Source organism: Thalassolituus sp. LLYu03, from assembly GCF_050507655.1.
Taxonomy (GTDB): domain Bacteria; phylum Pseudomonadota; class Gammaproteobacteria; order Pseudomonadales; family Oceanobacteraceae; genus Venatoribacter.
This window is the reverse complement of sequence record NZ_CP191496.1, coordinates 615,284-639,390: the sequence shown is the minus strand read 5'-3', so window position 1 is coordinate 639,390 and position 24,107 is coordinate 615,284. Positions and strand designations below refer to the sequence as shown.

The window sequence follows — 24,107 nt, the reverse complement described above, 5'->3', positions numbered from 1 at the left end:
TTTTATTGCCCAGAGTCACCGTCAGGCAGCACCGCTGCCCGGACGCTTTGCTTCTGGTTCAGATAATCCATAAACGGCGCAATCGGTATTGGCTTGCTGTAGAGGTAGCCCTGCATCACGCCACACCCATGCTTATCCAGAAATTCAGCCTGTTCTTCGGTTTCCACACCTTCAGCGCACAGCCCCATGCCCAGACGTTTGGCCATTTCGATGATGGTCAGCACCAGCGCGTCGTCGCGGCGCGAATGACCGATGTTATCAATAAACTGCTTGTCGATTTTGATCACGTCGATCGGAATTTGCGTGAGGTAACTGAGCGACGAATAGCCGGTACCAAAATCGTCCAGCGCCACCGGACAGCCCATGGCCGAAATTTCGCCGAAAAAGCGGTTGGCCATTTCCAGATTATCCAGATACGAATACTCGGTCACCTCAAACTCCACCATACCGGCCGGAACTTCATATTTCAGAAAGGCGCCTTTAATAAAACCGACCATGTGATACTTCTTTAAATCGAAGGCCGATAAATTAATGGATACAGGTACGCGCGGCGTCAGCAGGCTGAAATGATCGCGGATGTCCCGGCACACGCGGTCAATGACCCACTGGGTAATATCGGTTACTTTACCGGACTGTTCGGCAATGGGAATAAACTCACCCGGCGAGACAAACCCCAGCGTTTTACTGGTCCAGCGCACCAGAGCCTCCGCTCCGACCACACGGCCGGAAGACATTGCTTTAGCCTGATAATGGACAGTGAATTCATCATCGGCCAGCGCACTTTCCAGCGCGTTGGCGATATCAATCCGGCGCTGATAATCGCGCATCATGCCGGGATTAAAGAAGCTGTAGCGGGATTTTCCGAGACTTTTACTGTGGTACATGGCCACGTCGGCATTGCGGATCAGTTCCAGCGCATCACGCGTTTCCGGGCGGGCGACCGCAATGCCGACGCTGGCACTGATGCGCACTTCCCAGGTCTGGATCAGATATTTCTGCATCAGCCCCTGCACAATGCGGTCGGCGATGGCACGCAGCGCATCGTCGCTGGCGCAGTGGCGCATCAGCACCAGAAATTCATCGCCGCCGTGACGGGAAACCACGTCGTCTGCCGGCACGTAGGACTTCAGCCGTTCGGCCACTTCGACCAGCAATAAGTCACCGACGTTATGGCCTAATGAGTCGTTCACCACCTTAAAGCCGTCGAGGTCGATAAACATCATGGCGATGCCGGTACGTTCAGGATTCTCGGTCAGCAGATCTTCCAGCAGGTTCATAAAATACTGGCGGTTCACCAGCCCGGTCAGGCCGTCGTAATTGGCGAGGTATTCCATTTCCTCGCGCCGCTCTTCGAGCAGATCGACGTATTCCTGATTCATTTCCGATTCGACGCGGATGGCTTCGATCATGCTGTTGACGTTTTCGGTAAGCGACGCAATTTCATACTGCCCCGTCACCGGAATTTTCAGCTTGTAGTCTTTGGTGTCTTCCACGCGGCGCACGAATTCCGACAAGCGGATCAGGGGCCGCAGCCAGCGATTGCCCTGCATGTAAAACAACGCCATCAGCAACAGCGCCGCGATGGCCGATGCTGGCAGCGTGTGAATCGCCAGATTGCGGGTACTGGTGCTCAGCGGGCCGCTCAGATCGTCGATCACCACCAGATAGCCAAGCACCAGCGCCGGATCACCGATGCGCTTAACCGCCACCAGCACGCCCTGTTCTCGGTAGAGTCCGGGCGGCTGCTCGCGCCAGAGGTGCATCTCGCCGTGCGACGATACCTCCTGCTCGACGTAATCCGGCCCGACAAAGACATCGAGCGGCTCCCATGTTTTGTCGTACACCACTGCACTTTTAATGTGCTGATAGGCATCCAGACCGAGAAGGTAGGTTTTTAATTCGAAGAAATAATCGGGCTGGCTGAGAATACCAACCAGATCGCTGGCCATGTTCTCAGTGAGGGCATTGAGGTCACTTTCGACATAACGAGCGTAAAGAGTCCGGTGCTCATTCAGCGCCAGAAAGAAAACAGTCAGAGCAACGATCAGGATGAACAGCAGGCTCAGAAGCATAATGGCGGTGCGGACGCTTCTGATCAGCATGAACTCCTCCGGAACGGTTCGGCATACATACCCCAATACTAGTCCAGCTGCGCCGTCTGCACGGGTCTGCCAGCCGGTTTCCGGTCAATTGGCGCACGACTTTTTGTTGCAGCAAGGGCGCGGTGAGCCGCTTGCGCGTCCTGCATCCGGATTTCTGGTCAGCACGGTGATCACTTCTATACTCAGACAGATCCCCTTACAAAGCATCGGGTGAGTATGTTATCAGACCAGTTTTCTGCTGCCGGGCTGCGCGCTGTGCTGTCATCAGGACCGCAGCGCTTGTCCATCCGTGCATTCATCCTCCGCGCGCTCAGCATCAGCCTGTTGGGCCTGCCGTTCATGGCAAGCAGTGCCAATGCGTTGCCGGAAGGATTGGATGTCTCCGGTTTTGCCCGCGTGGTGGCGGGGGTTGTCAGCGAGACCGAACGCGAAATCGGCGGATACGGCGAAAGAGCGTCACTTCGTCAGCAATCGCTGTTCGCCCTGCAACCCACCTATACCTTTACCGATGAATGGTCGGTTACCGGCCAGCTGCTGGCGCACAGCAGTGACAACCGCGAATCCGGCGTCGAATGGCTGTATCTGAGCTACCGGCCGGCTGATGCATGGCTGTTCCGGGCTGGCAAATTGCGCATGCCTTTTTTTACCTACAGCGACGGCATTGACGTCGGCTACTCCTACCCCTGGGTCAGTGCTCCCGCTCAGGTCTACAGCAACTATCTGTTCTCGACCTTTAATGGCGTCAGCGGCACCTATAACTTTGCCGGAGACAATTTCGCATTCGATATCGAAGCCTATTACGGCTATTTCGACGGCGATATCCTGATTGCCGGCAGTAAAGTAGACGCTGCCGGACGGGTCGATGATCTGCGCGGCGTGGTGCTGAATGTACGCAGCAACAACATCGGACTGCGTCTGTCTTACCACAGGGGTTACAACGACACGCGTATTGATCTGCTGGAGCCGCTGCAAAATGGTCTGGCACAGGCGGGTTTTAACGCCAGCGCCGACTCACTGAATTCGGCCGGCGAGGTTTCTTTTATTCAGGCAGCAATGACCTACGATACGCTGTCCTCGTTTTACAAAGCGGAATGGGTGAAAACCAAGTCGGAGTTTGCTGCAGCGCCCTACCTGAGCGGCTACTACCTTACCGCAGGTCGCAATCTTGGCTACTGGGTTGGCGACTGGACCCTGCATGGCACCTACGCCGCCAGCTCTTACTCTGATCCGAAAGCCGAAACCGAATTGCAGCCCATTCTGGCGGCAGGCCCATCAGCCGATCCGCTAGCCAACGCCTTGTATGAAATGGCTGCCGGCTATTACCAGCTTTTCAGTGCCTTACCCAACGGCAGCATGGACTCTTACACGGTCGGTTTGCGCTGGGATTTCGAGACCAATCAGGCGCTGAAATTAGATGTCACTTACTTCAAGGAAACGTCACCGCGCAGCGGATTCTTCGCTACCCCATCGACGGGCTTCTATACCGAGGACAATTCCAACGACAAATACAGCGCTACCCTCTTTCAACTGGGTTGGGAGTGGGTGTTCTGATGAAAAAAATAACCCTGACCAGCCTGCTGCTGACCCTGCTGTTCCTGCCCGGTGTCAACGCCATGGCCGGCGATGGCGTTCTGGTGGTGAGCAATCTGAATGCACCCGATCTGACCCTGACCCGCGAACAGGTCCGCAACCTGTTTATGGGCGCCTCACTCGGCTACGGCCTGCGCCCTGTGGTGCTGCCACCCGGTCATCCGGCCCGTGCGGTGTTCAATACCCGGGTGGTCGGTCTGACCGAAACCCGCATCAACGCCTACTGGGCACAGATGCGTTTTACCGGCCGTCTGACGCCGCCCCGCCAGCTGGATGATGTGACGGAACTGCTGACCTATCTGAAAGAAAACCCCGGTTATGTGGGCTACATTCCGGCCAGTGTGGCGTTACCGCCGGAGCTGTCGGTGCTGTACCGCACCAACAACTAGCGCTCTGGTCAGCGTGTGGATGCCGCGCGCTGACGGGTGCCTGCCATGGCCGCGCACAGCTGCTCGGTGCCGGTCAGAAAACGGGACGTCGGGCGGTTAAAGAAATCCGGATGAATGTGATACAGGCTGTTGGTTGCCACCGCCGTCAGGCCCGGGTATTTGCGCCATTCGTCCAGCCATTCCGGACGGCTGGCGCCCATGCCGCTGGCAACAATCACCTGCGGATCGGCTGCCAACACCGCTTCGATGCTGACCTGAGGCGCCGTTAACGGCAGATCGGCAAAAATGTTGTGGCCACCGCACAGCTCAATGGCGTGGGAAATAAAGGTCGAGCCATTCTGGGTGAGCAGAGGTTCGTGCCACACCTGATAAAACACCGTCAGCGGCGCCTGATGACTGTAGGTATCGCGCAGCGCCTGCGTGCGGCTGCGGACCTCGTCGGCGCGTTGTTTTCCCTCGGCGGCGTGCCCGCTGACGATCCCCAGCCGCTCTAAGCTGTTGGCAATACCATCAAAGGTGCGCGGGTCGGAAGCAAACAACGGCAAGCCCAGCTGGCGCAACCGTTCCAGCTCGCGGGTTTTGTTGCCCTCTGGCCAGGCCACCACCAGATCCGGGTTCAGCGCCACGATGGCTTCAATATTCAGGCCGCTGTAGCCGCCCACACGCGGTATCTGTTTCGCCGCCAGCGGGTAGTCTGAATAGTCGACCGTGCCGACCACCTGCGCCCCGGCCCCCACCTCGAACAACAGCTCAGTACCATGCGGCATCAGTGCCACAATGCGCTGCGCAGGCTGCGCCAGCTGATGGCGCACACCAAGGTCGTCGGTGATATCAATCGCACCGGTGGCAACGACCTCTGCCTGAATCAGGCCGCCACTGAGCAGGCCTGCCAGCATCAGCAGTGTCCGGCTGATTCCAGCCACAGTATTACGTACGAGCGTCATAGCGATTTCCGGTGGTTGTGAAGAAGCGATGGCTGATATATGCGGAGCGTTTCATTCGCGCCCCGCGCCATTGAGTGGATTCGAGTTGTGCAGGGCCTCCAGCACCTGCCCCAAGCGGCGGACATCCGCCTCAGTGGCCGGCAACCCCAGCCGCAGACGCTGTTGCTGCGCGAACAAGCGGGTCCAGATTTTCTGGCCGGCCAGAGCGTTGTGCCAGCGGGCTGCATCCGGGCTTTCCAGCGTGAAAAACAAGTCGGTAGCAGCCACCACGGGCCAGCCGCTGAACAGGGCCTGCATCCGCTGGCGGGCAGTGGCCAGACGCTCGCGCTGCGCCTGTTGCCAGTCGCGGTCGTTGAGCGCCTGAGTCACCCAATGCTGCGCCGGGCCGGATAAGGTCCAGGGGCCGGCGTGAGCGGCCAGCGCCGCCGTCACCGCCTGGCTGGCAAACACGAAGCCGGCACGCAGCCCGGCCAGCCCGAAGAACTTGCCCGGTGAGCGCAGCACGATCAGGTTGGACGGCAGTTCATCCAGCGCAGCCAGCAGGCTCTGTTGCGGGGTCAGGTCGATAAAGGTTTCGTCGACCACCAGCCAGCCGCCGGCCATGTGTTCAGCCCAGTGCAGAATCTCCGCCGGCGCAAAGCGCTCCCCGCCCGGATTGCCCGGATTCACCAGCACCACACAGCCGGGCTGGTCGCCGGCCGAGATTCGCGCCCTGATCGCCGTTTCACTCAGTTCCTGCACCTGATGGCCGGCCATAGACCAGCGCAGCGCGTGTTCGCCATAGGTGCCCTTCAGCACCCAGACGTCCGCAGGCGCAAAACAGCCGGGCAACAGCCGGATGGCCTCCTGACTGCCCGCCAGTGCCAGCCCCGTGCGCCCGTAATACGCCCGCTGCGCCGCCGCGAATGCGTCATCCGCCGCCGGCAGATGATGGGCGCTGGCCAACGGCAGCTCGGTGCCGCATTCGTCCAGCCAGCTGTAGGGGCTGACGGCCGATGACAGATCCAGCCAGTCCGATACGCAGCCGCCGAAGCGCGCAATGGCCTCGTGCAGATTGGCACCGTGCAGGGCCTGAGCCGGGATGGGTTTGAGTTTCATATTGATGAGCCCGCCGGATAAACCACCACCGGCAGTGCCAGCATCAGAGCCGCGATCAGGGCAACCAGCACAGCAAGCAGCAGAGACAACCACAGCGTACGCCGGATCAGGCGCTCGGCCCTGGGCAGGTCGGCAGCGTCGGCCACCGGCCCGCAACCCATCGGCGGCTTGGTTTTCCACTGCCCGTGATAACAGGCGCGACGGCTGAGCAGAACGCCCAGAGCGCCGGCACCCGTGGTCATCACCACGCCGCCGTTGGGACTGGCACAGGCGCCCGCCTGCTGACGCCAGCAGCCCAGCGCACGGCGTGGATGACCGCTGACCAGGGCAAAACCAAGTGCCGTTAGGCGCGCCGGCCAGTACGCCAGCACATCATCAAAACGGGCGGCAAAACGGCCGAATGCATTAAAGCGTTCAGTGCGGTAACCCCACATGGCGTCCAGCGTGTTCACCCAGCGGTGCAGCAGCGTCAGCGACGCGCCGCCCAGCAGGAACCAGAACAGCGACGCAAACAAGGCATCTGAGCTGTTTTCCAGCAGGCTTTCGATGCCGGCCTGCGCCACTTCAGCAGGCGCCAGCTGCTGCGTATCGCGACTGACGATCCAGCTCAGTTTCTGCCGGGCGCCATCCAGATCGTTTGCGCTCAGCGCCTGAGCAACCGCACCCACGTGTTCGCGCAGACTCTGCCAGCCAATGCACAGATACAGCACCAGCACTTCGGCCAGCAGCCACAGATACAAGGCGGTATGGCTCAGCCACCATAACAGCCCGGCCACCAGCAGCCCCGGCGCCAGCACCAGCAGCGTGGCAAGCAGGCCGCGCAGCTGGCGTTGCCGGCCGCGGTTCAGCCATGCTTCGACACGGGCGGCCCAACGGCCGAACCCCACCAGCGGATGAAAACGTGAAGGTTCGCCGAGCCAACGGTCGAGCAGCATCGCCGCCAGCAGCAGACACGGCCAGAGCAACAGCAGCAGAGGTGAGAGCGCCGGACCGAAAAATCCGCAAAGCAAAAGAAGCATGACGTACAATGGCCGCCTTCAGAAAAGCGCCCGAGTTTACCAGATGTCCAGCCCCTTCACCCCTTTGCAGCCACTGGCCAATGGCCAGCCCCTGACCCTGATGGTGCAAGGCACGACGTCAGACGCCGGCAAGAGCACGCTGGTGTGCGCACTGGGCCGGATTTTTAACGATGCCGGTTTCAGCGTCGCACCGTTCAAGCCACAGAATATGGCGCTCAACAGCGCCGTGACCGCCGACGGTGGTGAAATCGGCCGGGCACAGGCGCTGCAGGCCGAAGCCTGTCGTGTGGCGCCGCACACCGATATGAACCCTGTGCTGCTCAAACCGTCCAGCGACATGGGTGCGCAGGTGATTATTCAGGGCAAAGCCATCGGCAATCTGCCCGCCCGCGACTACATGGCCTACAAAAAAACGGCCATGCAGGCCGTGCTCGATTCTTACGGCCGCCTGCAGCAGCAATTCGATGCGGTGGTGGTCGAAGGCGCCGGCAGCCCGGCGGAAATTAATCTGCGCGCCAACGACATCGCCAATATGGGCTTTGCGGAAGCCGTCGACTGCCCGGTGATTCTGATTGCCGACATCGACCGCGGCGGCGTCTTTGCCCATATCGTCGGCACCCTCGCCTGCCTGAGCGACAGCGAACGTCAGCGCGTGATCGGTTTTGTGATTAACCGCTTCCGCGGCGATATTTCGCTGCTGCAGTCGGGCCTCGACTGGCTGGAAAAAGAAACCGGTAAACCCGTGCTGGGCGTACTGCCGTATTTACAGGGCCTGTATCTCGACGCCGAGGATTCTCTCAACCTGCAACAGGACACCCAAGAAGGCCAGCCGTTGCAGGTGGTGGTACCTGTGTATCCGCGCATCAGCAACCACACCGACTTTGATGCCCTGCGCCTGCACCCGCAGGTGAAACTCACGCTGGTCGGCCCCGGACAAACACCACCGCCGGCCGACCTCGTGATTTTGCCGGGCTCAAAAAATACCCGCGCCGACCTGCACTGGCTGCTGCAGCAACCGGGCAACTGGCCAGACTATTTGCAGCGCCATTTACGCTACGGCGGCAAACTCATGGGCATTTGCGGTGGCCTGCAAATGCTGGGCGACGTGATTCACGACCCGCAAGGCACAGAAGATCAGGCCGGCAGCTCAGCCGCCCTGGGGTTTTTACCCATCAGTACCGAGATTAAATCCATAAAAACGCTGAAATTAATTCAGGGATTTCTGCAATTACCGGAGCAGCAGAAAACCGCGGCTCAGGGGTATGAAATTCACGCCGGTATTTCCGTTCAAAACGACAACGGCGGGCGCACGGTACAGGATGCCGGCTGCGGTTGGGTCAGTGCCGATGGCCAGATTTTCGCCACGTACTGGCACGGATTATTCGACACACCCGAAGCCCTATCGGCCGTGCTGCGCTGGGCCGGTTTACATGACGTAAAAGCCTGCGATTTCCGCGCCCGCCGAGAAGCGGATATTCAGCGTCTGGCCGATTCCGTAGAGGGCCAAATTGATTGGCAGAAACTCGATCAGGCATTGGCCACATTCACCTCACGTTAGTGGAAAATAACGACAACCTCTTTGCATTTTTCCTATGGCGGAAGTACCCTGCGCGCCTTTTTTAGCGCAGTATCAATAACGAAAAGAGAACCAGCCATATGACCGATGCCGACAAGGTGTTTCAAAGTTATGGACGGAGTTGTAACAGCCCTGCTTTTTATGAGGACTTTTACAATAACTTCATGAAAAAATCGCCGGAAATCCGCGCCATGTTCGTCAATACCAACATGGATGCCCAGCGTGCATTATTGCGCGGTGGCATTATGTGGCTGGTGATGCACGCCCGTGGTATGTCGGATGCAAAAATCCGCGCATTGGGTGAAAGCCACAGCCGCCATAAACTGAATATTAATCCCATGTTTTACAGCATGTGGATGGACGCGTTACTGGAGACATTAAGCCGCCATGACGCCGAGTACAGCCCGGAGATTGAACTCAGCTGGCGCAACGCCCTGCGCCCGTCGATTGAAATGATTCAGAGCATGTACTGAAACAAAAAAGGCGCCCAAAGGCGCCTTTTTTATCAGAAGCGCATCAGTAGGCCGGCGTTCAGACTGTTGTGAACGTAGGTCATATTGATGGTTTCGTCGTAGTAGCTGATTTCAATTTCCTGCCAGCCAATAGCCTGACGTTCAAACGCGATGCTGGCTTCCAGATTGTCGGCCAGATCAATCTTCACGCCGCCCGCCATCTGGAAAGAAACACCAGACAGGTCGTCACCTTCCAGATTGCTGCCGGTCAGAATGGCCGGGTCTTCCAGAGTGTAGAAACCAAAGCCGATTGACCAGAACGGGTGCACCTTTTCTTCGCCGTAGACGAAATCCCAGTCAAAACGGAAACCGCTGGCGTCTTCGGTAACATTGCTTTTATCCAGTGCAAAGCTGCGGCTTTCGTAGCTCACTTTGAAGCGGTTATTACGCTCTGTCTGGTAGCCCAGAAACACAGAGAACGCGTTCGAATCAAAGTCTTCTTCCAGCGTCACACCGAACTGGTCGAATTCCGCCTGTGCGGTACCAGACATACTGGTTGCAAGATTAACACCGGCAATCGCGGACGATTCAGACGCCACGGCGGGAACAGCCAGAACGGCCAGCAGTAACGCGGATACTTTATAAGCAGACATAAAACTTCCTTATTAAGAACAACGGCTTAGTTAAGCCGGCCGCAGAGTATCAGTATTGTGTACAGAATCAATATCAATTCGATGACAGTCGTTCCATTCTGATCAAAGAACGATGAGGCACGACCTTGAGCCCAATAAAAAAGGCGCACGAAGGCGCCTTTTTTATTGGGGTAGCTGATCAGCCGAAGTAGGAGATCATCACACCCGCCGCCACCGCCGAGCCGATAACGCCAGCCACGTTCGGGCCCATGGCGTGCATCAGCAGGAAGTTCTGCGGGTTGGCTTCCAGACCCACTTTATTGGATACACGGGCCGCCATCGGTACAGCGGATACGCCGGCAGAACCAATCAGCGGGTTGATTGGTTCTTTGCTCAGCTTGTTCATCAGCTTGGCCATCAGTACACCAGCGGCGGTACCGATCGAGAAGGCGATCAGACCCAGTACCACAATGGCAATGGTGCTGCTGTTCAGGAACGCGTCGGCGCTCATTTTGTAACCCACGGACAGGCCGAGGAAAATGGTCACTGTGTTGATCAGCGCGTTCTGGGCTGTGTCGCTCAGACGTTCTACCACACCGGATTCGCGCATCAGGTTGCCGAAGCAGAACATGCCCAGCAGCGGTGCTGCTGACGGCAGCAGCAGAGCCACCAGAATCAGTACCGCAATCGGGAAGATGATCTTCTCGTTTTTGGATACGGTACGCAGCTGATCCATCTTGATCTTACGCTCGGCTTCTGTGGTCAGCAGACGCATGATCGGCGGCTGAATCAGAGGCACCAGGGCCATGTAGGAGTAGGCCGCTACCGCAATTGCACCGAGCAGTTCCGGCGCCAGTTTGGAAGCAATAAAGATCGAGGTCGGACCGTCTGCACCACCAATGATGCCAATGGCCGACGCCTGCTTCATGGTGAAGTCCATCAGACCCGCATCGGTCAGCAGCACAGCGCCGAACAGGGTACCGAAAATACCGAACTGAGCGGCGGCGCCGAGCAGCAGGGTTTTCGGGTTGGCCAGCAGCGGACCGAAATCGGTCATGGCGCCCACACCCATGAAAATCAGCAGCGGTGCAACACCACTGGCGATGGTCACTTTGTAGAAGGTGTAGAGCATGCCGTTTTCAAAGCCGTTGGCCAGACCCAGCGCCAGAGCCTGGTTGTACTCGCCCACCGGTGCGTGGTGATAGGCTTCCAGCAGAGCATGGATATCCGCGTCAGCGGCCAGGTGAAACAGCACACGGAATTGCTCAATCAGTTCGGCATTGCCGGTGCGGATCGCCGCTTCCGCCGCCGACCAGCCCATGCCGGCACCCGGGATGTTTACCATCAGGGTACCCACAGCAATCGGCAGCAGCAGCAGAGGCTCGAAGCCTTTTTTAATGGCCAGATACAGCATCACGAAACCAATCAGCATCATGATGAGCTGACCGGCTTCCATGTGATACAGACCGGTATCGTGCCAGAGGTTAATCAGACTTTGCATGACGGCTCCTTAGGCGATGGTGTACAGAGTGTCGCCCACTTTCACAGCCGTACCCTCTTTCGCGGATACGCTGCCGATGGTGCCGGTCTTAGGTGCACGGATCTCGGTTTCCATCTTCATGGCTTCGAGCACGATCACCAGATCCCCTTCGGTTACCTGATCACCCGGCTGTACCAGCACTTTGAAAATGTTACCGGCCAGTGGTGAAGCCACCGGCTCACCGCCACCAACGGCCGCTGCCGCAGCACCGGCAGAGGCACCGCCACCGATCGCCATTGGCGCACCGTTGATTGGCGCCAGATGAGTCACGTCGCCGCCTTCGTTCACTTTCACCACGTATTCGTTGCCGTCTACGTTGATGGTGTAAGTGTCCGCCGCAGCACCCGTTGGTGCAGGCTCAAACGCATCCGCATTGCCACGGTTGGCCAGGAACTTAGGTGCGATCTGCGGGAACATGGCGTAAGTCAGGGCGTCGTCGATCTTGTCGGCGGCCAGCTTAACGCCTTTTTCCGCCGCCAGTTTTTCAACGTCGGCGATCACTTTATCCAGTTCGTTTTCGATCAGGTCGGCCGGACGGCAGGTGATCGGCGCTTTGCCTTCCAGCACGCGGGCCTGCAGTTCAGCGTTCATTGGCGCCGGTGCAGCACCGTATTCGCCTTTCAGAATGCCCTGAGTCTCTTTGGAGATGGATTTGTAACGCTCGCCCGCCAGTACGTTCAGCACGGCCTGGGTGCCGACGATCTGAGAAGTCGGGGTGACCAGTGGAATAAAGCCCAGATCTTCACGCACACGCGGAATTTCCTGCAGCACTTCGTCGAACTTGTCGGAAGCACCCTGCTCGCGCAGCTGGTTTTCCATGTTGGTCAGCATGCCGCCCGGTACCTGAGCCACCAGAATACGGCTGTCGGTGCCTTTCAGTGCGCCTTCAAACTTGGCGTATTTCTTACGCACGTCGCGGAAATAAGCGGCGATTTCTTCCAGCAACAGCAGGTTCAGACCTGTGTCACGGTCGGTACCGGCCAGAGCCGCCACTACAGACTCAGTGGCTGTGTGGCCGTAGGTCATGGACATAGAAGAAATAGCGGTGTCGACGCGGTCGATACCGGCTTCAACGGCTTTCAGAATGGTCATGTCCGACAGACCGGCAGTGGCGTGCGCGTGCAGCTGCACTTCCAGATCGGTCTGCGCTTTCAGGCGTGATACCAGTTCAAACGCCGCGTAAGGCGTCAGTACACCGGCCATGTCTTTGATGGCGATGGAATCAGCGCCCATGTCTTCGATGCGCTTGGCCAGATCCACCCAGGCGTCCAGCGTGTGTACCGGACTGGTGGTGTAGGACAGAGTGCCCTGCGCGTGTTTGCCCTGTTTTTTCACCGCCTGCAGAGCAGTCTGCAGGTTGCGCGGATCGTTCATCGCGTCGAATACGCGGAATACGTCCACACCATTAACAGCGGCACGTTCTACAAACTTTTCCACCACGTCATCGGCATAGTGGCGGTAACCCAGCAGGTTCTGACCGCGCAGCAGCATCTGATGTTTGGTGTTCGGCATTGCCTTTTTGAATTCGCGGATGCGGTCCCACGGGTCTTCACCGAGGAAGCGGATGCAGGAATCGAACGTCGCACCGCCCCAGGACTCCAGCGACCAGTAACCAACCTGATCGAGTTTGGAGGCGATGGGCAGCATGTCGTCGATGCGCATGCGGGTAGCCAGAATGGACTGATGAGCGTCGCGCAGAACGACGTCGGTAATGCCTAATTTTTTAGAACCGGACATGGGTGATGACCTTTTCTTCCGTTAACGTTGTGGACGTTGGGGGTTATTTTTATATCGCGCGTTACTTTTGGCGTGCGCGATGTTCCTTGACCGCCGCTGACAGTACTTTCAGCAATTGCGGGTCCACACCCTGAGGTCGGGCAGTGCGCACCGGGGCGGCAACCACTTCCTGTTCAGGTGCAAGTTTATTGACCAGCTTGGACATGAATCCGGTTACGTACACCAGCATCGTCAGGAAGACGAATACCACGCCCATACCGAAAATCATCAGTTCCAAACCCTGCGAGATGAGACTTGGCTCAGCCATTCAGGGGGCTCCTTTGTAATGTGTTGTTCCTCACCCTTCGCTGCCGGCTTCCGGTTCAGACACCGGATGCGGAGCAAAAAGACGCCCCAGAGTACTGAAAAGGGGGTAGTCGGGCAACTTATACCCACAGGTCTTAAACGGCCTTTGATGCCGCAGATCAATGCACGGCAACTTATCCGCAAACCGGGCGCCAGCCAGCATCAGCACTGGAGAGGCGCACACCAGCGCGGGTATACTGCGCGCCCTTTTCACGACAGTTGTGATCATGTTTACCGGCGAGCTCCCGTTCCAGACGTCCCCGCACCGTCCTTACATTGCCCTAGCGCCCATGGAAGGCCTGATGGATCACCATCTGCGCGACATTCTGACCCGGGTCGGCGGTATCGATCATTGCGTGACTGAGTTTATCCGCGTCACCCAGCAGGTCTATCCGGCGAAGGTCTTCCGCCGCTATTGCCCCGAGCTGCTGCATCCGGGTGATCTGCGCGGCAAAACCCTGGCCGGCACTCCGGTGCACGTGCAGTTACTGGGCTGCGACCCGGAACTGATGGCGGCCAACGCGCGCAAAGCGGCCAAGCTCGGTGCCCCCGCCATCGACCTCAACTTTGGCTGCCCGGCCAAAACCGTGAACAAAAGCCAGGGCGGCGCCGTGTTGCTGCAGTTCCCGGATCTGCTGCACCGCATCGCCAAAGCCGTGCGCGATGCTGTACCGCCGGAAATACCGGTCAGTGCCAAAATGCGGCTGGGGTTCCTGAATAAAGAACTGGCCCTCGACAACGCCAGAGCGTTAAGCGACGCCGGTATTCAGTGGCTGACCGTGCATGCGCGCACCAAGACCGAAGGTTACAAACCGCCAGCCTACTGGGACTGGATCGCCCGTATTAAAGAAGTGACCGATATCCCGGTGATCGCCAACGGCGAAATCTGGACTCCGGCGCAGGCGCGCCAGTGCATGGCCGAAAGTGGCTCCGACCTGCTGATGATCGGCCGCGGCTTAGTGTCCATGCCCGACCTCGCCGCGCGCATCAAAGCCGATCACGGTTTGCTGGCGCATACGCCGCTGACCTGGGAACAGAATCTGGCGCTGTTTATGAGTCTGGTGCCCAAGCTTGCAGACCTGCGCGACAAATGCCTGACCGACCGTCTGAAGCAATGGCTGCACTACTTCGCCCAGCATTCCGCTGAGCTGGAAACGATTTTCCAGGTGGTAAAACGTGAGCGCGAACGCAACGCCTTTGTCGCCGCCGTGGAAGAAACGGCACAAAGCCTCCGAAATCGCGCCTGAGGCGCTTTTCTTTTGGCCACAATGCTGACTTTTACACGCGGCGGGTGCAGACTATCCGCCTCCCGAACATCCCCGGATTTCCCCTATGCGCATTGCCATTCTGTCCCGTAATCCCAATCTTTATTCGACCCGTCGTCTGAAAGAAGCGGGTGAACAACGCGGACATGAAGTCGATATTATTGATACTCTGCACTGCTACATGGACATCACCAGCAGTAAGCCGGCGGTGCGTTACAAGGGTGAAGCCTTACCTAAATACGACGCGGTGATTCCGCGCATCGGCGCTTCGGTTACGTTCTACGGCACCGCGGTTGTGCGCCAGTTTGAAATGACCGGCACCTATTCGATCAATGAATCCGTGGCCATCAGCCGCTCGCGCGACAAACTGCGCTCGCTGCAGCTGCTGTCACGCAAAGGCATCGGCCTGCCACGCACGGGTTTTGCGCACCGCCCGGACAACGTCGACGACCTGATCCGTAACGTCGGTGGCGCGCCACTGGTGATCAAGCTGCTGGAAGGCACGCAGGGCATCGGCGTGGTGCTGGCAGAAACCAAAAAAGCGGCAGAAAGCATCATCGAAGCCTTTATGGGTCTGAACGCCAACATTCTGGTGCAGGAATACATTAAAGAAGCAGGCGGCGCCGATATCCGCTGTCTGGTGGTGGGTGGCAAAGTGGTCGCGGCCATGAAGCGTCAGGCGGCGGAAGGTGAATTCCGTTCCAACCTGCACCGTGGCGGTTCAGCGGAAATCGTGCGTCTTTCGGCCGCGGAACGTAAAACCGCCGTCGATGCCGCCAAGGCCATGGGCCTGAACATGTGTGGCGTGGATATTCTGCGCTCAAACAACGGCCCGCTGGTGATGGAAGTAAACTCCTCACCGGGTCTGGAGGGTATTGAAACCGCCACCGGTAAAGACGTTGCCGCCATGGTGTATCAATTCCTCGAACGCACCACCCGCAACAGCACCCGCACCAAAGGTAACGGCTGATCAGACTCTGAAGGAGCTTATGTCGCGTAACGGACTGACCATCGGCGGAATCACTGTCCGCCCGGGCGAAACCCAGAAAATTGAATTACCCGCCGGGCGGTTATACACAGACGCCGCCCTGTCGATTCCCGTTTATGTGAAACGCGGCAAACAGGACGGTCCCACGCTGTTTTTAAGCGCGGCCATCCATGGCGACGAGCTGAACGGCATTTCCATTATTCAGCGCTTAATTCATTCCCCGAAATTACGCAGCCTGCGCGGCACGTTAATCGCCGTGCCTGTGGTCAACGTGTACGGCGTGATTAATCACAGCCGTTACCTGCCCGACCGGCGCGATTTAAACCGCTTATTTCCCGGCAGTAAAAAAGGCTCATTGGGCGGACGCATCGCCAGCCTGTTCATCGACGAAATTGTGGCGAAATGCGATTTTGGTATCGATTTTCACACCGGTGCCCTGCACCGCTCGAACCTGCCGCAAATCCGCGCCAATCTGGATGATGAAAAAACCCTCGCCCTCGCCCGCGCCTTCGGTGTGCCTGTGCTGCTGAATTCCAACGTGCGCGACGGCTCGTTGCGTCAGGCCGCCTCGGACTTAGGCGTTACGACGCTGCTGTACGAAGCCGGTGAAGCGCTGCGTTATGACGAGCTGAGTATTCTTGCCGGCGAGCGCGGCACCATTAATGTGATGCGCCACCTCGGCATGCTGCCGAAAAGCCGCAGTAAAAAAGCCGCCATTGAACCCGTCACCGCGCGTACCAGCCGTTGGGCACGAGCAACCGACAGCGGCTTTGTGCAGCTGCACAAAGAACTCGGCGACCGCGTGCAGGCCAATGAATTACTGGCGACCATCCGTGACCCGTACGGCAACGTGCTGAACGAAGTTCGCACCGCCTACGAGGGCATTATTATCGGCAAACAGAATATTCCGCTGGTGCAGGAAGGTGAGGCCATGTACCACATCGCCTATTTCCATCAGCCGTCGGATGTTGTGGAAGGTATCGAGCAGCTGCAGGATCTGCTGCCCGACGATCTGACGCAATAAAATACCAGCAGCCAGAATCAGCCAGCCGGTTGCACCGCCGGCCGTGTTTGTTCCGCCGGCGCATTCAGCGTCCATACCGTATCGGCAGCGGCCTGCTGTAAACGCCGCAGGGTACGGCGTGATGCCCACCAGAAGCCTGCGCCCAGCACGCCAGCCGTTATATCGACCATCAGTGCACTTAATTGGGTATAGGCCCACAAGCCGGATTCCGGCATCAAGGCGCCCAGCAGCGTACTGAGCGGAATGCTCCAGCACGCCAATGCGCACGCTTTCAATAATGTCACCGCACCCGCCGCTGCGCCGCGCCAGAAGGCCAACAGCACAGCCGCTACAAACAGGCTGTAATACAGCGTCAGATACCAGCCATTAATATCGCTTACCGACATCAATGCCGCCCATTTGGCCGAGGCGATGGTCAGCGCCACCGCCCCCACAGAACCCAACGAAATTCCCACGGTAGCGGCCGCCATCCAGCGCGTATTACGCGCCTGCACCGGGCACGGCTGTCCGCGTTTCTGTTTTTTGCGGCGCGATTCGATCCACAGCAAATTGCCGGAATAAAATAAAAAGGCGCCGCTTAAACCGAGTAGAAAATACGTCCAGCGCACGGGTAAACCGGCGAAGCTGCCGAAATGCAGAGCGAAAAAGGTCATGACAATATCGCTCCAGTCATTGCTCATGCCCGGCAGCATGCCGGTCATGGTTAATGCACCAGAGTACGGATTCACACCGACGTATGCGGTGTAGGGGCCGCGCACCAGATAATCCGGATGATAAATGGCCGCCCGCACCAATGGACGCGGACCATCGAGCCCCATGTACACCAGTTCTTTAACCTGAAAATCCGCCGCGGCCGTCTGAATCGTGGCCAATAATTCACTGGCCGGGCGTAATTCACTGAAATCGTGCACTACAGGTTTGACACCGGGACGGCCGCCGAACATGGGGGTGTCACCGTAAACCAGTTCGCCCAGTGCATCGTAAAACTGATCGTGAAAGGCAAACACAACCACGGTAAACGCAATCACCAGATGAAACGGCAGACTGGTGATGCCGATGACGTTGTGCGCATCCAGCCAGAAGCGCTTCCGGTTTTTACCCGGGCGCAATACAAAGAAATCTTTGACCAGCGTCGGCAGCAGCAGAATGAGGCCGGAAATCAGCGCCAGCGCATATAAAGCCCCGGCAACGCCCATCAGGTAAATCCCGATGTATTCCCCGCCCCACTGCCCCGGTACACCGGCCGTGCGGTGCAGCATGTCGATCAGCTCACCCAGCATCGACGGCTGAATTTCACGCGCAACCAGCTGCCCCTGCCCGTCGAGTCCGGCCAGCCAGCGATGGCCGGTTAAATCCGGGCCGTGGCCGGCTTCTTCGCCTTCTTCATGGGCCTCCCACACCAGCGGCGCCATCACCTGCAGCTCGTCGGTGAGCGCGAGCTTAAAGCCGTGACGGGCATCCGGATAGGTCGCCAGCACCTGCTCCACCAGTGTATCCAGCTGATCGTGCGCCACCGCCGGCAGTCGTTCCTGCGGCGAACGTGCCCAGCCATCGAGCGGCTGCTTGAACATGGTCAGCGCACCGGCAAAAAAGCCAATAAACAACAACAGACCGGAGGTGATACCGACCCAGGTGTGCAGGGTTTTGTAGACGCGTAAAACATCGCTCGCGACTTTCATGATCAGATTCCTCGGACGGTCAGGCGGCTTTCAGCAAAGACAGAAGCGTCCAGCTGATCAGGTTGGCAACAGTAAGCCAGAAGAGCGCACGGTTACCCGTGCGGAACAGGTACACCAGACTGAAGATCAGCAGCCACAGCGGCGTGATCATCCACATATTGAACTGCACCTTATCCGGTGCTGAGATTCCGCCCGGCCCCGCCCAGGCGAAGATACCCACCAGCGACAACGCGAGCAGAAAACCACCGACCGCACCGGCCAGGGTTTTACGCCACCAGTCCGGGCGCCGAGGCTGAGCGCGGCTGGATGATGTTAACGAAGGCTTATCAGGGGTGTTCACGACGACCCCTATCGATGATCAGCAGTGAGGCAAACGGCAGCAGACCGATGACCAGCATCATGATCACCAGCCAGGCAAACAGGGCCGCATTCACCGGCAGATAACTGACCGCTGCCAGCAGTCCACCGATCAGCAGCGCGAGGCCAGCCCAGCGCCATAACAGAGACCGTAATGGCAGCACCAGCCAGCGTTGATTGGGGTGCGACAGATACAGCACGACGCAACCCGCGAGCGTCATCGCCAGAAAGAGCAGGATCATAGCGCCAGCCTCTTAAATGATATGTTTTCTCATTTAATTCTGACGAATAATAATATCTATTTCAATAGCTGATGATAACTATTTGCATTTATTGAGACGCACGGCGCCAAACGCCGGACAATAAAAAACCGGCCCTTGTGAGGCCGGTTTTCGCAGTGCCCTTAATGCGGGCGCTGTTCTGCTGACAGCAGGGCTTACATCACGCCCATGCTGCTCTTTTCAATCACGCTTGTGGCAGCGGGCTTACATCATGCCCATGCCGCCCACACCGCCCATGCCACTGAATATGTTGCGGCATAGCCGATGGCAGCGGGCTTACATCATGCCCATGCCGCCCATTCCGCCCATGCCGCCCATGTCTGGCATCGCTGGCGCATCTTTCTTCGGCAGTTCAGCGACCATGGCTTCGGTGGTAATCATCAGACCAGCAACGGAAGCAGCGGCCTGCAGAGAAGAACGGGTTACTTTGGCTGGGTCCAGGATACCCATTTCTATCATGTCGCCGTAAACGCCAGTGGCAGCGTTGAAGCCGAACGCACCGGAACCGGCTTTCACTTTATCAACCACAACGGAGCCTTCGGCACCGGCGTTGGCAGCGATCTGACGGATCGGGGATTCCATGGCGCGCAGCGCCAGAGCGATACCCACATTCTGGTCTTCGTTGTCACCGGTGATCTGCACCTGAGTCAGGGCACGCACCAGAGCCACACCACCACCAGCAACCACGCCTTCTTCAACCGCAGCACGGGTTGCGTGCAGAGCGTCGTCGACGCGGTCTTTCTTCTCTTTCATTTCCACTTCGGAACCAGCGCCGACTTTGATTACGGCAACACCGCCAGCCAGTTTGGCGACGCGTTCCTGCAGTTTTTCTTTGTCGTAGTCAGAAGTAGAAGCGGCCATTTCAGCACGGATCTGTTCAACACGGGCTTTCACGCCATCGGCAGAACCAGCACCGTCAACGATCACAGTGTTTTCTTTGCTGATCACGACTTTCTTGGCAGTACCCAGAACGTCCAGAGTGGTGGTGGCCAGAGACATGCCCACTTCTTCAGAAATCACCTGACCACCGGTCAGAACGGCGATGTCCTGCAGCATGGCTTTACGACGATCGCCGAAGCCTGGTGCTTTAACCGCAGCCACTTTGAAAGTGCCGCGCAGGTTGTTCACTACCAGAGTAGCCAGCGCCTGACCTTCAACGTCTTCAGCGACGATCAGCAGCGGACGGCCGGATTTGGCAACGGCTTCCAGAACCGGAATCAGGTCCTGCAGGTTGTCGACTTTTTTGTCCACCAGCAGGATCAGCGGGTGTTCCAGCTCGGCAGTCATTTTTTCCTGGTTGTTGATGAAGTACGGAGACAGGAAGCCGCGGTCGAACTGCATACCTTCAACCACTTCCAGTTCGTCTTCCAGGCCTTTGCCTTCTTCAACGGTGATCACGCCTTCGGTGCCCACTTTTTCCATCGCTTCAGCGATGATGCGGCCCACGGTTTCGTCAGAGTTGGCAGAGATAGTACCCACCTGAGCCCAGGATTTTGCATCGGTGCAAGGCTTGGCCTGTTGCTTCAGCGCTTCAACAACCGCCGCAGTGGCTTTGTCGATACCGCGCTTCAGATCCATCGGGTTCATGCCAGCGGCAACGGCTTTCAGACCTTCGTTAACAATGGCCTGTGCCAGAACGGTTGCTGTGGTGGTGCCGTCACCGGCCTGATCGTTGGCCTGAGAAGCAACTTCTTTCACCATCTGTGCGCCCATGTTCTCGAACTTGTCTTCCAGTTCGATTTCTTTGGCGACGGACACACCGTCTTTGGTGATGGTTGGTGCACCGAAGGACTTCTCCAGTACCACGTTGCGGCCTTTAGGGCCCAGAGTCACTTTTACCGCGTTGGCCAGGATGTTCACACCTGCCAGCATTTTTACGCGGGCGTCATTGCCAAATTTTACGTCTTTAGCTGCCATTTCTGTTTCCTTAAATTCGAGTTCAGTGAAGTACGGTGAAGCAGACCAATTAAGCTTCGATTACGCCGTAGATTTCGCTTTCGTTCAGAATCAGCAGCTCTTCGCCGCCGATCTTGATGGTGTTGGAACCGGAGTACTTACCGAATACCACGGTGTCGCCCACTTTGACGGACATAGCAACGACTTCGCCATTGTTGGAAATGCGACCAGTACCGACGGCAACCACTTCACCCTGATTCGGCTTCTCAGCCGCAGCACCTGGCAGCAGGATACCGCCAGCGGTGGTTTGCTCTTCTTCCTTGCGACGAACAACGACGCGATCGTGTAAAGGACGGATTTTCATTTGAGGTTTTCTCCAATGTTTAAGCAATGTTTGCTGTTAACCGGGGTCAGGCCGGTGGCCTGCTGCCCCAAAATCTGATGGTTAGCTAACTGGGGGCCGGCCCGGGGGATTTCAACACCCGCTGCAAAAAAATTTTCAGTCTTCGCGACGATACTCGCCTTCAATGGTGTTGGTGCCGTTGCTGTTGCGGTGAATGCGCTCCTCGCGCTGAGCGTTTTCGGCATCACGGAACACAGTGGCATTGCCAAACACCGAGCTGCGCATACCGCTGACGGCGCGGACTTTCAGCATTTTCAGCACCGAGCCCACCAGACTCTGGCGCACGCCCGGCACCAGCAGGCTGAAGCCGATGGCGTCGGTGACGAAGCCCGGAGTAATCAGCAAAGCGCCGGCCAGCGCCAGCAAGAAACCTTCGGCCAGTTCCGCCGCCGGCACGGCGCCCTCTTCCAGCTTACGGCTGGCACGCATCAGGGTTGCCAGTCCCTGCGCCCGTAACAGGGTTACACCAATGGTGGCGGTCAGGAAAATCAGCAGCAGCGTCCACAGTACGCCGATGTGGGAACCCACCTTGATCAGCACAGCAAGCTCAACCACAGGCAGGACAATAAAAATCAGAAATAAAGGCACAGGAAACTCCGCGCGGTCAGTGAGTGGGCCATCAACGGCGCCTGACACTTATATGGGAGCCTGAAGGGGTGAATACAACCGGAAGGGAGGTCAGGAAAGGTAAAAAAGTGCGGCGGACTGTCTCTCACCTCCAGTCCGCCGCGGAAATCATCAGTTCATCTGCAGCGCAGCCACGTCCGGATGACGTTCCTGCCAGCCATCAATCAGGTGATGCTGGTCGATGTCCCACGGGTGGAACCCGGTGCGGAAGAACATACGCATACCACGCATGTTGTCGCGCAGAATGCCTTTCTTGCCCCAGAAGAACTTAGTGGCGCCCCACCATTCTTTCAGGCTCGGCAGGTGGCGGTCTTCACGCAGCATGCGGTACTGGAAGTAAGCGATGCGGGTGAACAGGCTGATCATGGCAATCACCATCACGCGCTTGCGCATGAATTCGCGGTTCACTTTCAGACGGTACACATCAAAGGCCACGGCCTTGTGTTCGATTTCCTCCACCGCGTGCCAGATCAGCATCTGGCGGATGGTCGGGTCTACGTCGTCCAGAATTTCCGGATTCTTCAGCAGGAACTCAGCCAGTGACGCGGTGAAGTGTTCCATGGCCACGGTCAGCGCCAGCTGACGGCCTTTGCCAAATACGCGCTTGAGCATCTCAATGCGGCTTTTCATGTGATTGGTCACTTCGTCCATGGGGAAGCCCATGTCCTGAATGGCTTTGTTCAGGCCTTCGTGGGAATGTCCGTGATGGGCTTCCTGACCGATAAAGCCGCGGATCTCCGCCAGCAGTTTCGGATCGTCGATTTCGTTCTGATAGTTACGCACCGAATGAATGAAGAAACGCTCGCCGTCCGGGAACATGGCTGACAGCGCGTAGAAAAAGGTGCTGATCAGGGAATTGTTGTCGAAGCTGTACTTGCGCATCGGGCTTGTTGTGTCGAACGCCATGCGACGCGGCTTAATTTCAGGTGACTGGGCCTTATTATTGTATTCAGTCATGGGGAACTCCTGGTTTCACGGCTGCCTTTGCACCAGCGGCACTGGCGGGGCGGCACCCCTAACCCTGTCAGACACTATGGCATACTCCGCCCATTGGCCCCCGGTGATAAGCTTGCAGCGGCCGGTGCTATTCATGCATTCTGACGCCCTTAACGCAGACGAATAACAACAAAAAAGACCAGACACATGAAAACCCTGGGAACGGGCAACTACATAGTTTCGTCCGATTATCTGATTCTGCTCGCCGAACTGGCCTTTGAGCACGGCATTTCGGCCGCCGACCTGCTGCGCGATTCCGGCTTGCCGGAAGAGCTGCTGTTCCAGCCCGGTGTGCTGGTCGGCCACGACTCCGCCCTGCGCGTGGTCGAGCAGTTCTGTGCCCTGACCAACGACCTGAGCATCGCGCTGGAATACGGCAAACGCATGACGCTGTCCAAGCACGGCGCCCTCGGTTACGCCGCCCAGTACAGCGCCACCATGGCCGACGCCGCCGACAAAGTGACCCGCTACGTCGAAACCCGCGCGCAGATTTTCAGCATTGCCCGTGACGCCAGCGAACACGAACGTCACCTGTTCATCGAACCCAGATTCAACAACAAGGTTGCCGGCGCCTTTCTGTCGCTGGCGTTTCTGGCCAGCATCGAAACCATCTGCCGCACCCTGGTAGGCCCGGTCGGGCGCGAGGCCGAGAGCCGCATTCTGACCAGCATAGAAACGGATTTCTCGGCGCAGCAGATTCTGCCGCACTGTCGGGTGATCTCATCGGCGGGCGAGAACAGCCTCAACTGGCCGGCCGATGTGCTGGTGCACCCGCTGCCCTTCTTTAACCCCCAGCTCGAAGGCATGGCCGAACAGCAACTGCAGTCGGCCCTCACCCACCTGAATCAGGGTCGGCCGGTGACCGCCAAGGTGCGCCAGATTCTGGAAAACCGCCTGCCGGAGCTGCCGACCGTCGAAACCGTCGCCGGTCTGTTGTGCATGTCGGCCGCCACCCTGAACCGCAAGCTCAAAGCCGACGGCAACAGCTTTCAGCAACTGAAAGACGACGTGCGCTTCCAGCATGCACAGGCCCTGCTGCGCACCGAACTGCCGGTGGATCTGGTGGCCGAGCGGCTGGGCTTCAGCGACGCCAGCAACTTCGCCAAAGCCTTTAAAACCTGGGCCGGCGTTTCACCGTCGCAATTCCGTCTGCAGCAATAACCTGAG

The 24,107-nt window shown here is 58.1% G+C and carries 23 protein-coding genes; 8 read left to right on the top strand and 15 right to left on the bottom strand.

What is annotated here, in order from left to right; translation table 11 throughout:
* Positions 1-2: 2 nt before the first annotated feature.
* Positions 3-2,102, bottom strand: a complete 2,100-nt coding sequence (locus ACQUQU_RS03065; RefSeq protein WP_430461783.1) for a putative bifunctional diguanylate cyclase/phosphodiesterase — start codon at positions 2,100-2,102, stop codon at positions 3-5.
* 279 nt (positions 2,103-2,381) lie between these two features.
* Between ACQUQU_RS03065 and ACQUQU_RS03060 the strand changes: the two genes are divergently transcribed.
* Positions 2,382-3,653, top strand: a complete 1,272-nt coding sequence (locus tag ACQUQU_RS03060) for a hypothetical protein (protein WP_430461782.1) — start codon at positions 2,382-2,384, stop codon at positions 3,651-3,653.
* Positions 3,653-4,081: a hypothetical protein gene (locus ACQUQU_RS03055; RefSeq protein WP_430461781.1), complete on the top strand. Its 429-nt coding sequence runs from the start codon at positions 3,653-3,655 to the stop codon at positions 4,079-4,081. The genes ACQUQU_RS03060 and ACQUQU_RS03055 overlap by 1 nt, the downstream gene beginning before the upstream one ends.
* 8 nt (positions 4,082-4,089) lie before the next feature.
* On the opposite strand, the gene ACQUQU_RS03050 is transcribed toward ACQUQU_RS03055, so the two are convergent.
* The 3 genes from ACQUQU_RS03050 to cbiB are packed head-to-tail and all read right to left on the bottom strand — an operon-like array spanning position 4,090 to position 7,142.
* Positions 4,090-5,025: a cobalamin-binding protein gene (locus tag ACQUQU_RS03050; protein WP_430461780.1), complete on the bottom strand. Its 936-nt coding sequence runs from the start codon at positions 5,023-5,025 to the stop codon at positions 4,090-4,092.
* A gap of 51 nt (positions 5,026-5,076) precedes the next feature.
* Positions 5,077-6,123 (bottom strand): threonine-phosphate decarboxylase, encoded by a 1,047-nt coding sequence (locus ACQUQU_RS03045; RefSeq protein ID WP_430461779.1) that lies wholly within the window; start codon positions 6,121-6,123, stop codon positions 5,077-5,079.
* The gene (gene cbiB / locus ACQUQU_RS03040; protein WP_430461778.1) at positions 6,120-7,142 is read right to left on the bottom strand and encodes an adenosylcobinamide-phosphate synthase CbiB; all 1,023 of its coding nucleotides are present in this window, start codon (positions 7,140-7,142) and stop codon (positions 6,120-6,122) included. The genes ACQUQU_RS03045 and cbiB overlap by 4 nt, the downstream gene beginning before the upstream one ends.
* A gap of 43 nt (positions 7,143-7,185) precedes the next feature.
* Between cbiB and ACQUQU_RS03035 the strand changes: the two genes are divergently transcribed.
* Together ACQUQU_RS03035 and ACQUQU_RS03030 are read left to right on the top strand one after the other, a co-directional pair.
* Positions 7,186-8,700: a cobyric acid synthase gene (locus ACQUQU_RS03035; protein ID WP_430461777.1), complete on the top strand. Its 1,515-nt coding sequence runs from the start codon at positions 7,186-7,188 to the stop codon at positions 8,698-8,700.
* Positions 8,701-8,882: 182 nt separating this feature from the next.
* Entirely contained in the window at positions 8,883-9,191 is a 309-nt protein-coding gene (locus ACQUQU_RS03030) for a globin (protein ID WP_430461776.1), read from the top strand.
* Between the two features lie 32 nt (positions 9,192-9,223).
* Here ACQUQU_RS03030 and ACQUQU_RS03025 read toward each other — a convergent pair whose 3' ends face one another.
* The 4 genes from ACQUQU_RS03025 to ACQUQU_RS03010 all read right to left on the bottom strand — a co-directional run bounded on the left by ACQUQU_RS03025 (position 9,224) and on the right by ACQUQU_RS03010 (position 13,386).
* A complete protein-coding gene (locus tag ACQUQU_RS03025) occupies positions 9,224-9,823 on the bottom strand; it encodes an outer membrane beta-barrel protein (RefSeq protein ID WP_430461775.1) in 600 nt (199 codons plus the stop codon).
* Positions 9,824-10,001: 178 nt separating this feature from the next.
* Positions 10,002-11,303 carry a sodium ion-translocating decarboxylase subunit beta gene (locus ACQUQU_RS03020; protein ID WP_430461774.1) on the bottom strand — a complete coding sequence of 434 codons (1,302 nt, stop codon included), beginning with the start codon at positions 11,301-11,303 and terminating at the stop codon, positions 10,002-10,004.
* Between the two features lie 9 nt (positions 11,304-11,312).
* Complete coding sequence (gene oadA, locus ACQUQU_RS03015) at positions 11,313-13,079, bottom strand: sodium-extruding oxaloacetate decarboxylase subunit alpha (protein WP_430461773.1); 1,767 nt, start codon at positions 13,077-13,079, stop codon at positions 11,313-11,315.
* Between the two features lie 61 nt (positions 13,080-13,140).
* Positions 13,141-13,386, bottom strand: a complete 246-nt coding sequence (locus tag ACQUQU_RS03010; RefSeq protein WP_430461772.1) for an OadG family protein — start codon at positions 13,384-13,386, stop codon at positions 13,141-13,143.
* Between the two features lie 340 nt (positions 13,387-13,726).
* Between ACQUQU_RS03010 and ACQUQU_RS03005 the strand changes: the two genes are divergently transcribed.
* The 3 genes from ACQUQU_RS03005 to ACQUQU_RS02995 all read left to right on the top strand — a co-directional run bounded on the left by ACQUQU_RS03005 (position 13,727) and on the right by ACQUQU_RS02995 (position 16,701).
* Entirely contained in the window at positions 13,727-14,671 is a 945-nt protein-coding gene (locus ACQUQU_RS03005; protein ID WP_430461771.1) for a tRNA dihydrouridine synthase, read from the top strand.
* 85 nt (positions 14,672-14,756) lie between these two features.
* Positions 14,757-15,659 carry a 30S ribosomal protein S6--L-glutamate ligase gene (gene rimK, locus ACQUQU_RS03000; protein WP_430461770.1) on the top strand — a complete coding sequence of 301 codons (903 nt, stop codon included), beginning with the start codon at positions 14,757-14,759 and terminating at the stop codon, positions 15,657-15,659.
* A 19-nt stretch (positions 15,660-15,678) separates the two neighbouring features.
* Positions 15,679-16,701: a succinylglutamate desuccinylase/aspartoacylase family protein gene (locus ACQUQU_RS02995; RefSeq protein ID WP_430461769.1), complete on the top strand. Its 1,023-nt coding sequence runs from the start codon at positions 15,679-15,681 to the stop codon at positions 16,699-16,701.
* 17 nt (positions 16,702-16,718) lie between these two features.
* Here the strand turns inward: ACQUQU_RS02995 and ACQUQU_RS02990 are convergent, their stop codons facing one another.
* The 7 genes from ACQUQU_RS02990 to ACQUQU_RS02960 form a co-directional block, all read right to left on the bottom strand.
* On the bottom strand, positions 16,719-18,380 hold the full coding sequence (locus ACQUQU_RS02990; RefSeq protein WP_430461768.1) for a PepSY-associated TM helix domain-containing protein: 1,662 nt from the start codon (positions 18,378-18,380) through the stop codon (positions 16,719-16,721).
* Between the two features lie 19 nt (positions 18,381-18,399).
* Positions 18,400-18,720: a hypothetical protein gene (locus ACQUQU_RS02985; protein WP_430461767.1), complete on the bottom strand. Its 321-nt coding sequence runs from the start codon at positions 18,718-18,720 to the stop codon at positions 18,400-18,402.
* Positions 18,707-18,979 (bottom strand): hypothetical protein, encoded by a 273-nt coding sequence (locus ACQUQU_RS02980; RefSeq protein WP_430461766.1) that lies wholly within the window; start codon positions 18,977-18,979, stop codon positions 18,707-18,709. The genes ACQUQU_RS02985 and ACQUQU_RS02980 overlap by 14 nt, the downstream gene beginning before the upstream one ends.
* A gap of 315 nt (positions 18,980-19,294) precedes the next feature.
* Positions 19,295-20,935: a chaperonin GroEL gene (gene groL, locus ACQUQU_RS02975; protein WP_430461765.1), complete on the bottom strand. Its 1,641-nt coding sequence runs from the start codon at positions 20,933-20,935 to the stop codon at positions 19,295-19,297.
* Between the two features lie 49 nt (positions 20,936-20,984).
* The gene (locus ACQUQU_RS02970; protein ID WP_430461764.1) at positions 20,985-21,278 is read right to left on the bottom strand and encodes a co-chaperone GroES; all 294 of its coding nucleotides are present in this window, start codon (positions 21,276-21,278) and stop codon (positions 20,985-20,987) included.
* A 135-nt stretch (positions 21,279-21,413) separates the two neighbouring features.
* Entirely contained in the window at positions 21,414-21,905 is a 492-nt protein-coding gene (locus tag ACQUQU_RS02965; RefSeq protein WP_430461763.1) for an FxsA family protein, read from the bottom strand.
* A 150-nt stretch (positions 21,906-22,055) separates the two neighbouring features.
* On the bottom strand, positions 22,056-22,901 hold the full coding sequence (locus ACQUQU_RS02960; RefSeq protein ID WP_430461762.1) for a metal-dependent hydrolase: 846 nt from the start codon (positions 22,899-22,901) through the stop codon (positions 22,056-22,058).
* Between the two features lie 186 nt (positions 22,902-23,087).
* Between ACQUQU_RS02960 and ACQUQU_RS02955 the strand changes: the two genes are divergently transcribed.
* Positions 23,088-24,101 (top strand): helix-turn-helix domain-containing protein, encoded by a 1,014-nt coding sequence (locus ACQUQU_RS02955; RefSeq protein WP_430461761.1) that lies wholly within the window; start codon positions 23,088-23,090, stop codon positions 24,099-24,101.
* Positions 24,102-24,107 lie beyond the last annotated feature (6 nt).

What these genes read in the sequence shown, in the direction of transcription:
- ACQUQU_RS03065 (WP_430461783.1), bottom strand. Translation starts at nt 2,102, where the DNA reads ATGCTGATCAGAAGCGTCCGCACCGCCATTATGCTTCTGAGCCTGCTG.
- ACQUQU_RS03055 (WP_430461781.1), top strand. Translation starts at nt 3,653, where the DNA reads ATGAAAAAAATAACCCTGACCAGCCTGCTGCTGACCCTGCTGTTCCTG.
- ACQUQU_RS03050 (WP_430461780.1), bottom strand. Translation starts at nt 5,025, where the DNA reads ATGACGCTCGTACGTAATACTGTGGCTGGAATCAGCCGGACACTGCTG.
- ACQUQU_RS03045 (WP_430461779.1), bottom strand. Translation starts at nt 6,123, where the DNA reads ATGAAACTCAAACCCATCCCGGCTCAGGCCCTGCACGGTGCCAATCTG.
- cbiB (WP_430461778.1), bottom strand. Translation starts at nt 7,142, where the DNA reads ATGCTTCTTTTGCTTTGCGGATTTTTCGGTCCGGCGCTCTCACCTCTG.
- ACQUQU_RS03035 (WP_430461777.1), top strand. Translation starts at nt 7,186, where the DNA reads ATGTCCAGCCCCTTCACCCCTTTGCAGCCACTGGCCAATGGCCAGCCC.
- ACQUQU_RS03030 (WP_430461776.1), top strand. Translation starts at nt 8,883, where the DNA reads ATGAAAAAATCGCCGGAAATCCGCGCCATGTTCGTCAATACCAACATG.
- ACQUQU_RS03025 (WP_430461775.1), bottom strand. Translation starts at nt 9,823, where the DNA reads ATGTCTGCTTATAAAGTATCCGCGTTACTGCTGGCCGTTCTGGCTGTT.
- ACQUQU_RS03020 (WP_430461774.1), bottom strand. Translation starts at nt 11,303, where the DNA reads ATGCAAAGTCTGATTAACCTCTGGCACGATACCGGTCTGTATCACATG.
- oadA (WP_430461773.1), bottom strand. Translation starts at nt 13,079, where the DNA reads ATGTCCGGTTCTAAAAAATTAGGCATTACCGACGTCGTTCTGCGCGAC.
- ACQUQU_RS03010 (WP_430461772.1), bottom strand. Translation starts at nt 13,386, where the DNA reads ATGGCTGAGCCAAGTCTCATCTCGCAGGGTTTGGAACTGATGATTTTC.
- ACQUQU_RS03005 (WP_430461771.1), top strand. Translation starts at nt 13,727, where the DNA reads ATGGATCACCATCTGCGCGACATTCTGACCCGGGTCGGCGGTATCGAT.
- rimK (WP_430461770.1), top strand. Translation starts at nt 14,757, where the DNA reads ATGCGCATTGCCATTCTGTCCCGTAATCCCAATCTTTATTCGACCCGT.
- ACQUQU_RS02995 (WP_430461769.1), top strand. Translation starts at nt 15,679, where the DNA reads ATGTCGCGTAACGGACTGACCATCGGCGGAATCACTGTCCGCCCGGGC.
- ACQUQU_RS02990 (WP_430461768.1), bottom strand. Translation starts at nt 18,380, where the DNA reads ATGAAAGTCGCGAGCGATGTTTTACGCGTCTACAAAACCCTGCACACC.
- ACQUQU_RS02980 (WP_430461766.1), bottom strand. Translation starts at nt 18,979, where the DNA reads ATGATCCTGCTCTTTCTGGCGATGACGCTCGCGGGTTGCGTCGTGCTG.
- groL (WP_430461765.1), bottom strand. Translation starts at nt 20,935, where the DNA reads ATGGCAGCTAAAGACGTAAAATTTGGCAATGACGCCCGCGTAAAAATG.
- ACQUQU_RS02970 (WP_430461764.1), bottom strand. Translation starts at nt 21,278, where the DNA reads ATGAAAATCCGTCCTTTACACGATCGCGTCGTTGTTCGTCGCAAGGAA.
- ACQUQU_RS02960 (WP_430461762.1), bottom strand. Translation starts at nt 22,901, where the DNA reads ATGACTGAATACAATAATAAGGCCCAGTCACCTGAAATTAAGCCGCGT.
- ACQUQU_RS02955 (WP_430461761.1), top strand. Translation starts at nt 23,088, where the DNA reads ATGAAAACCCTGGGAACGGGCAACTACATAGTTTCGTCCGATTATCTG.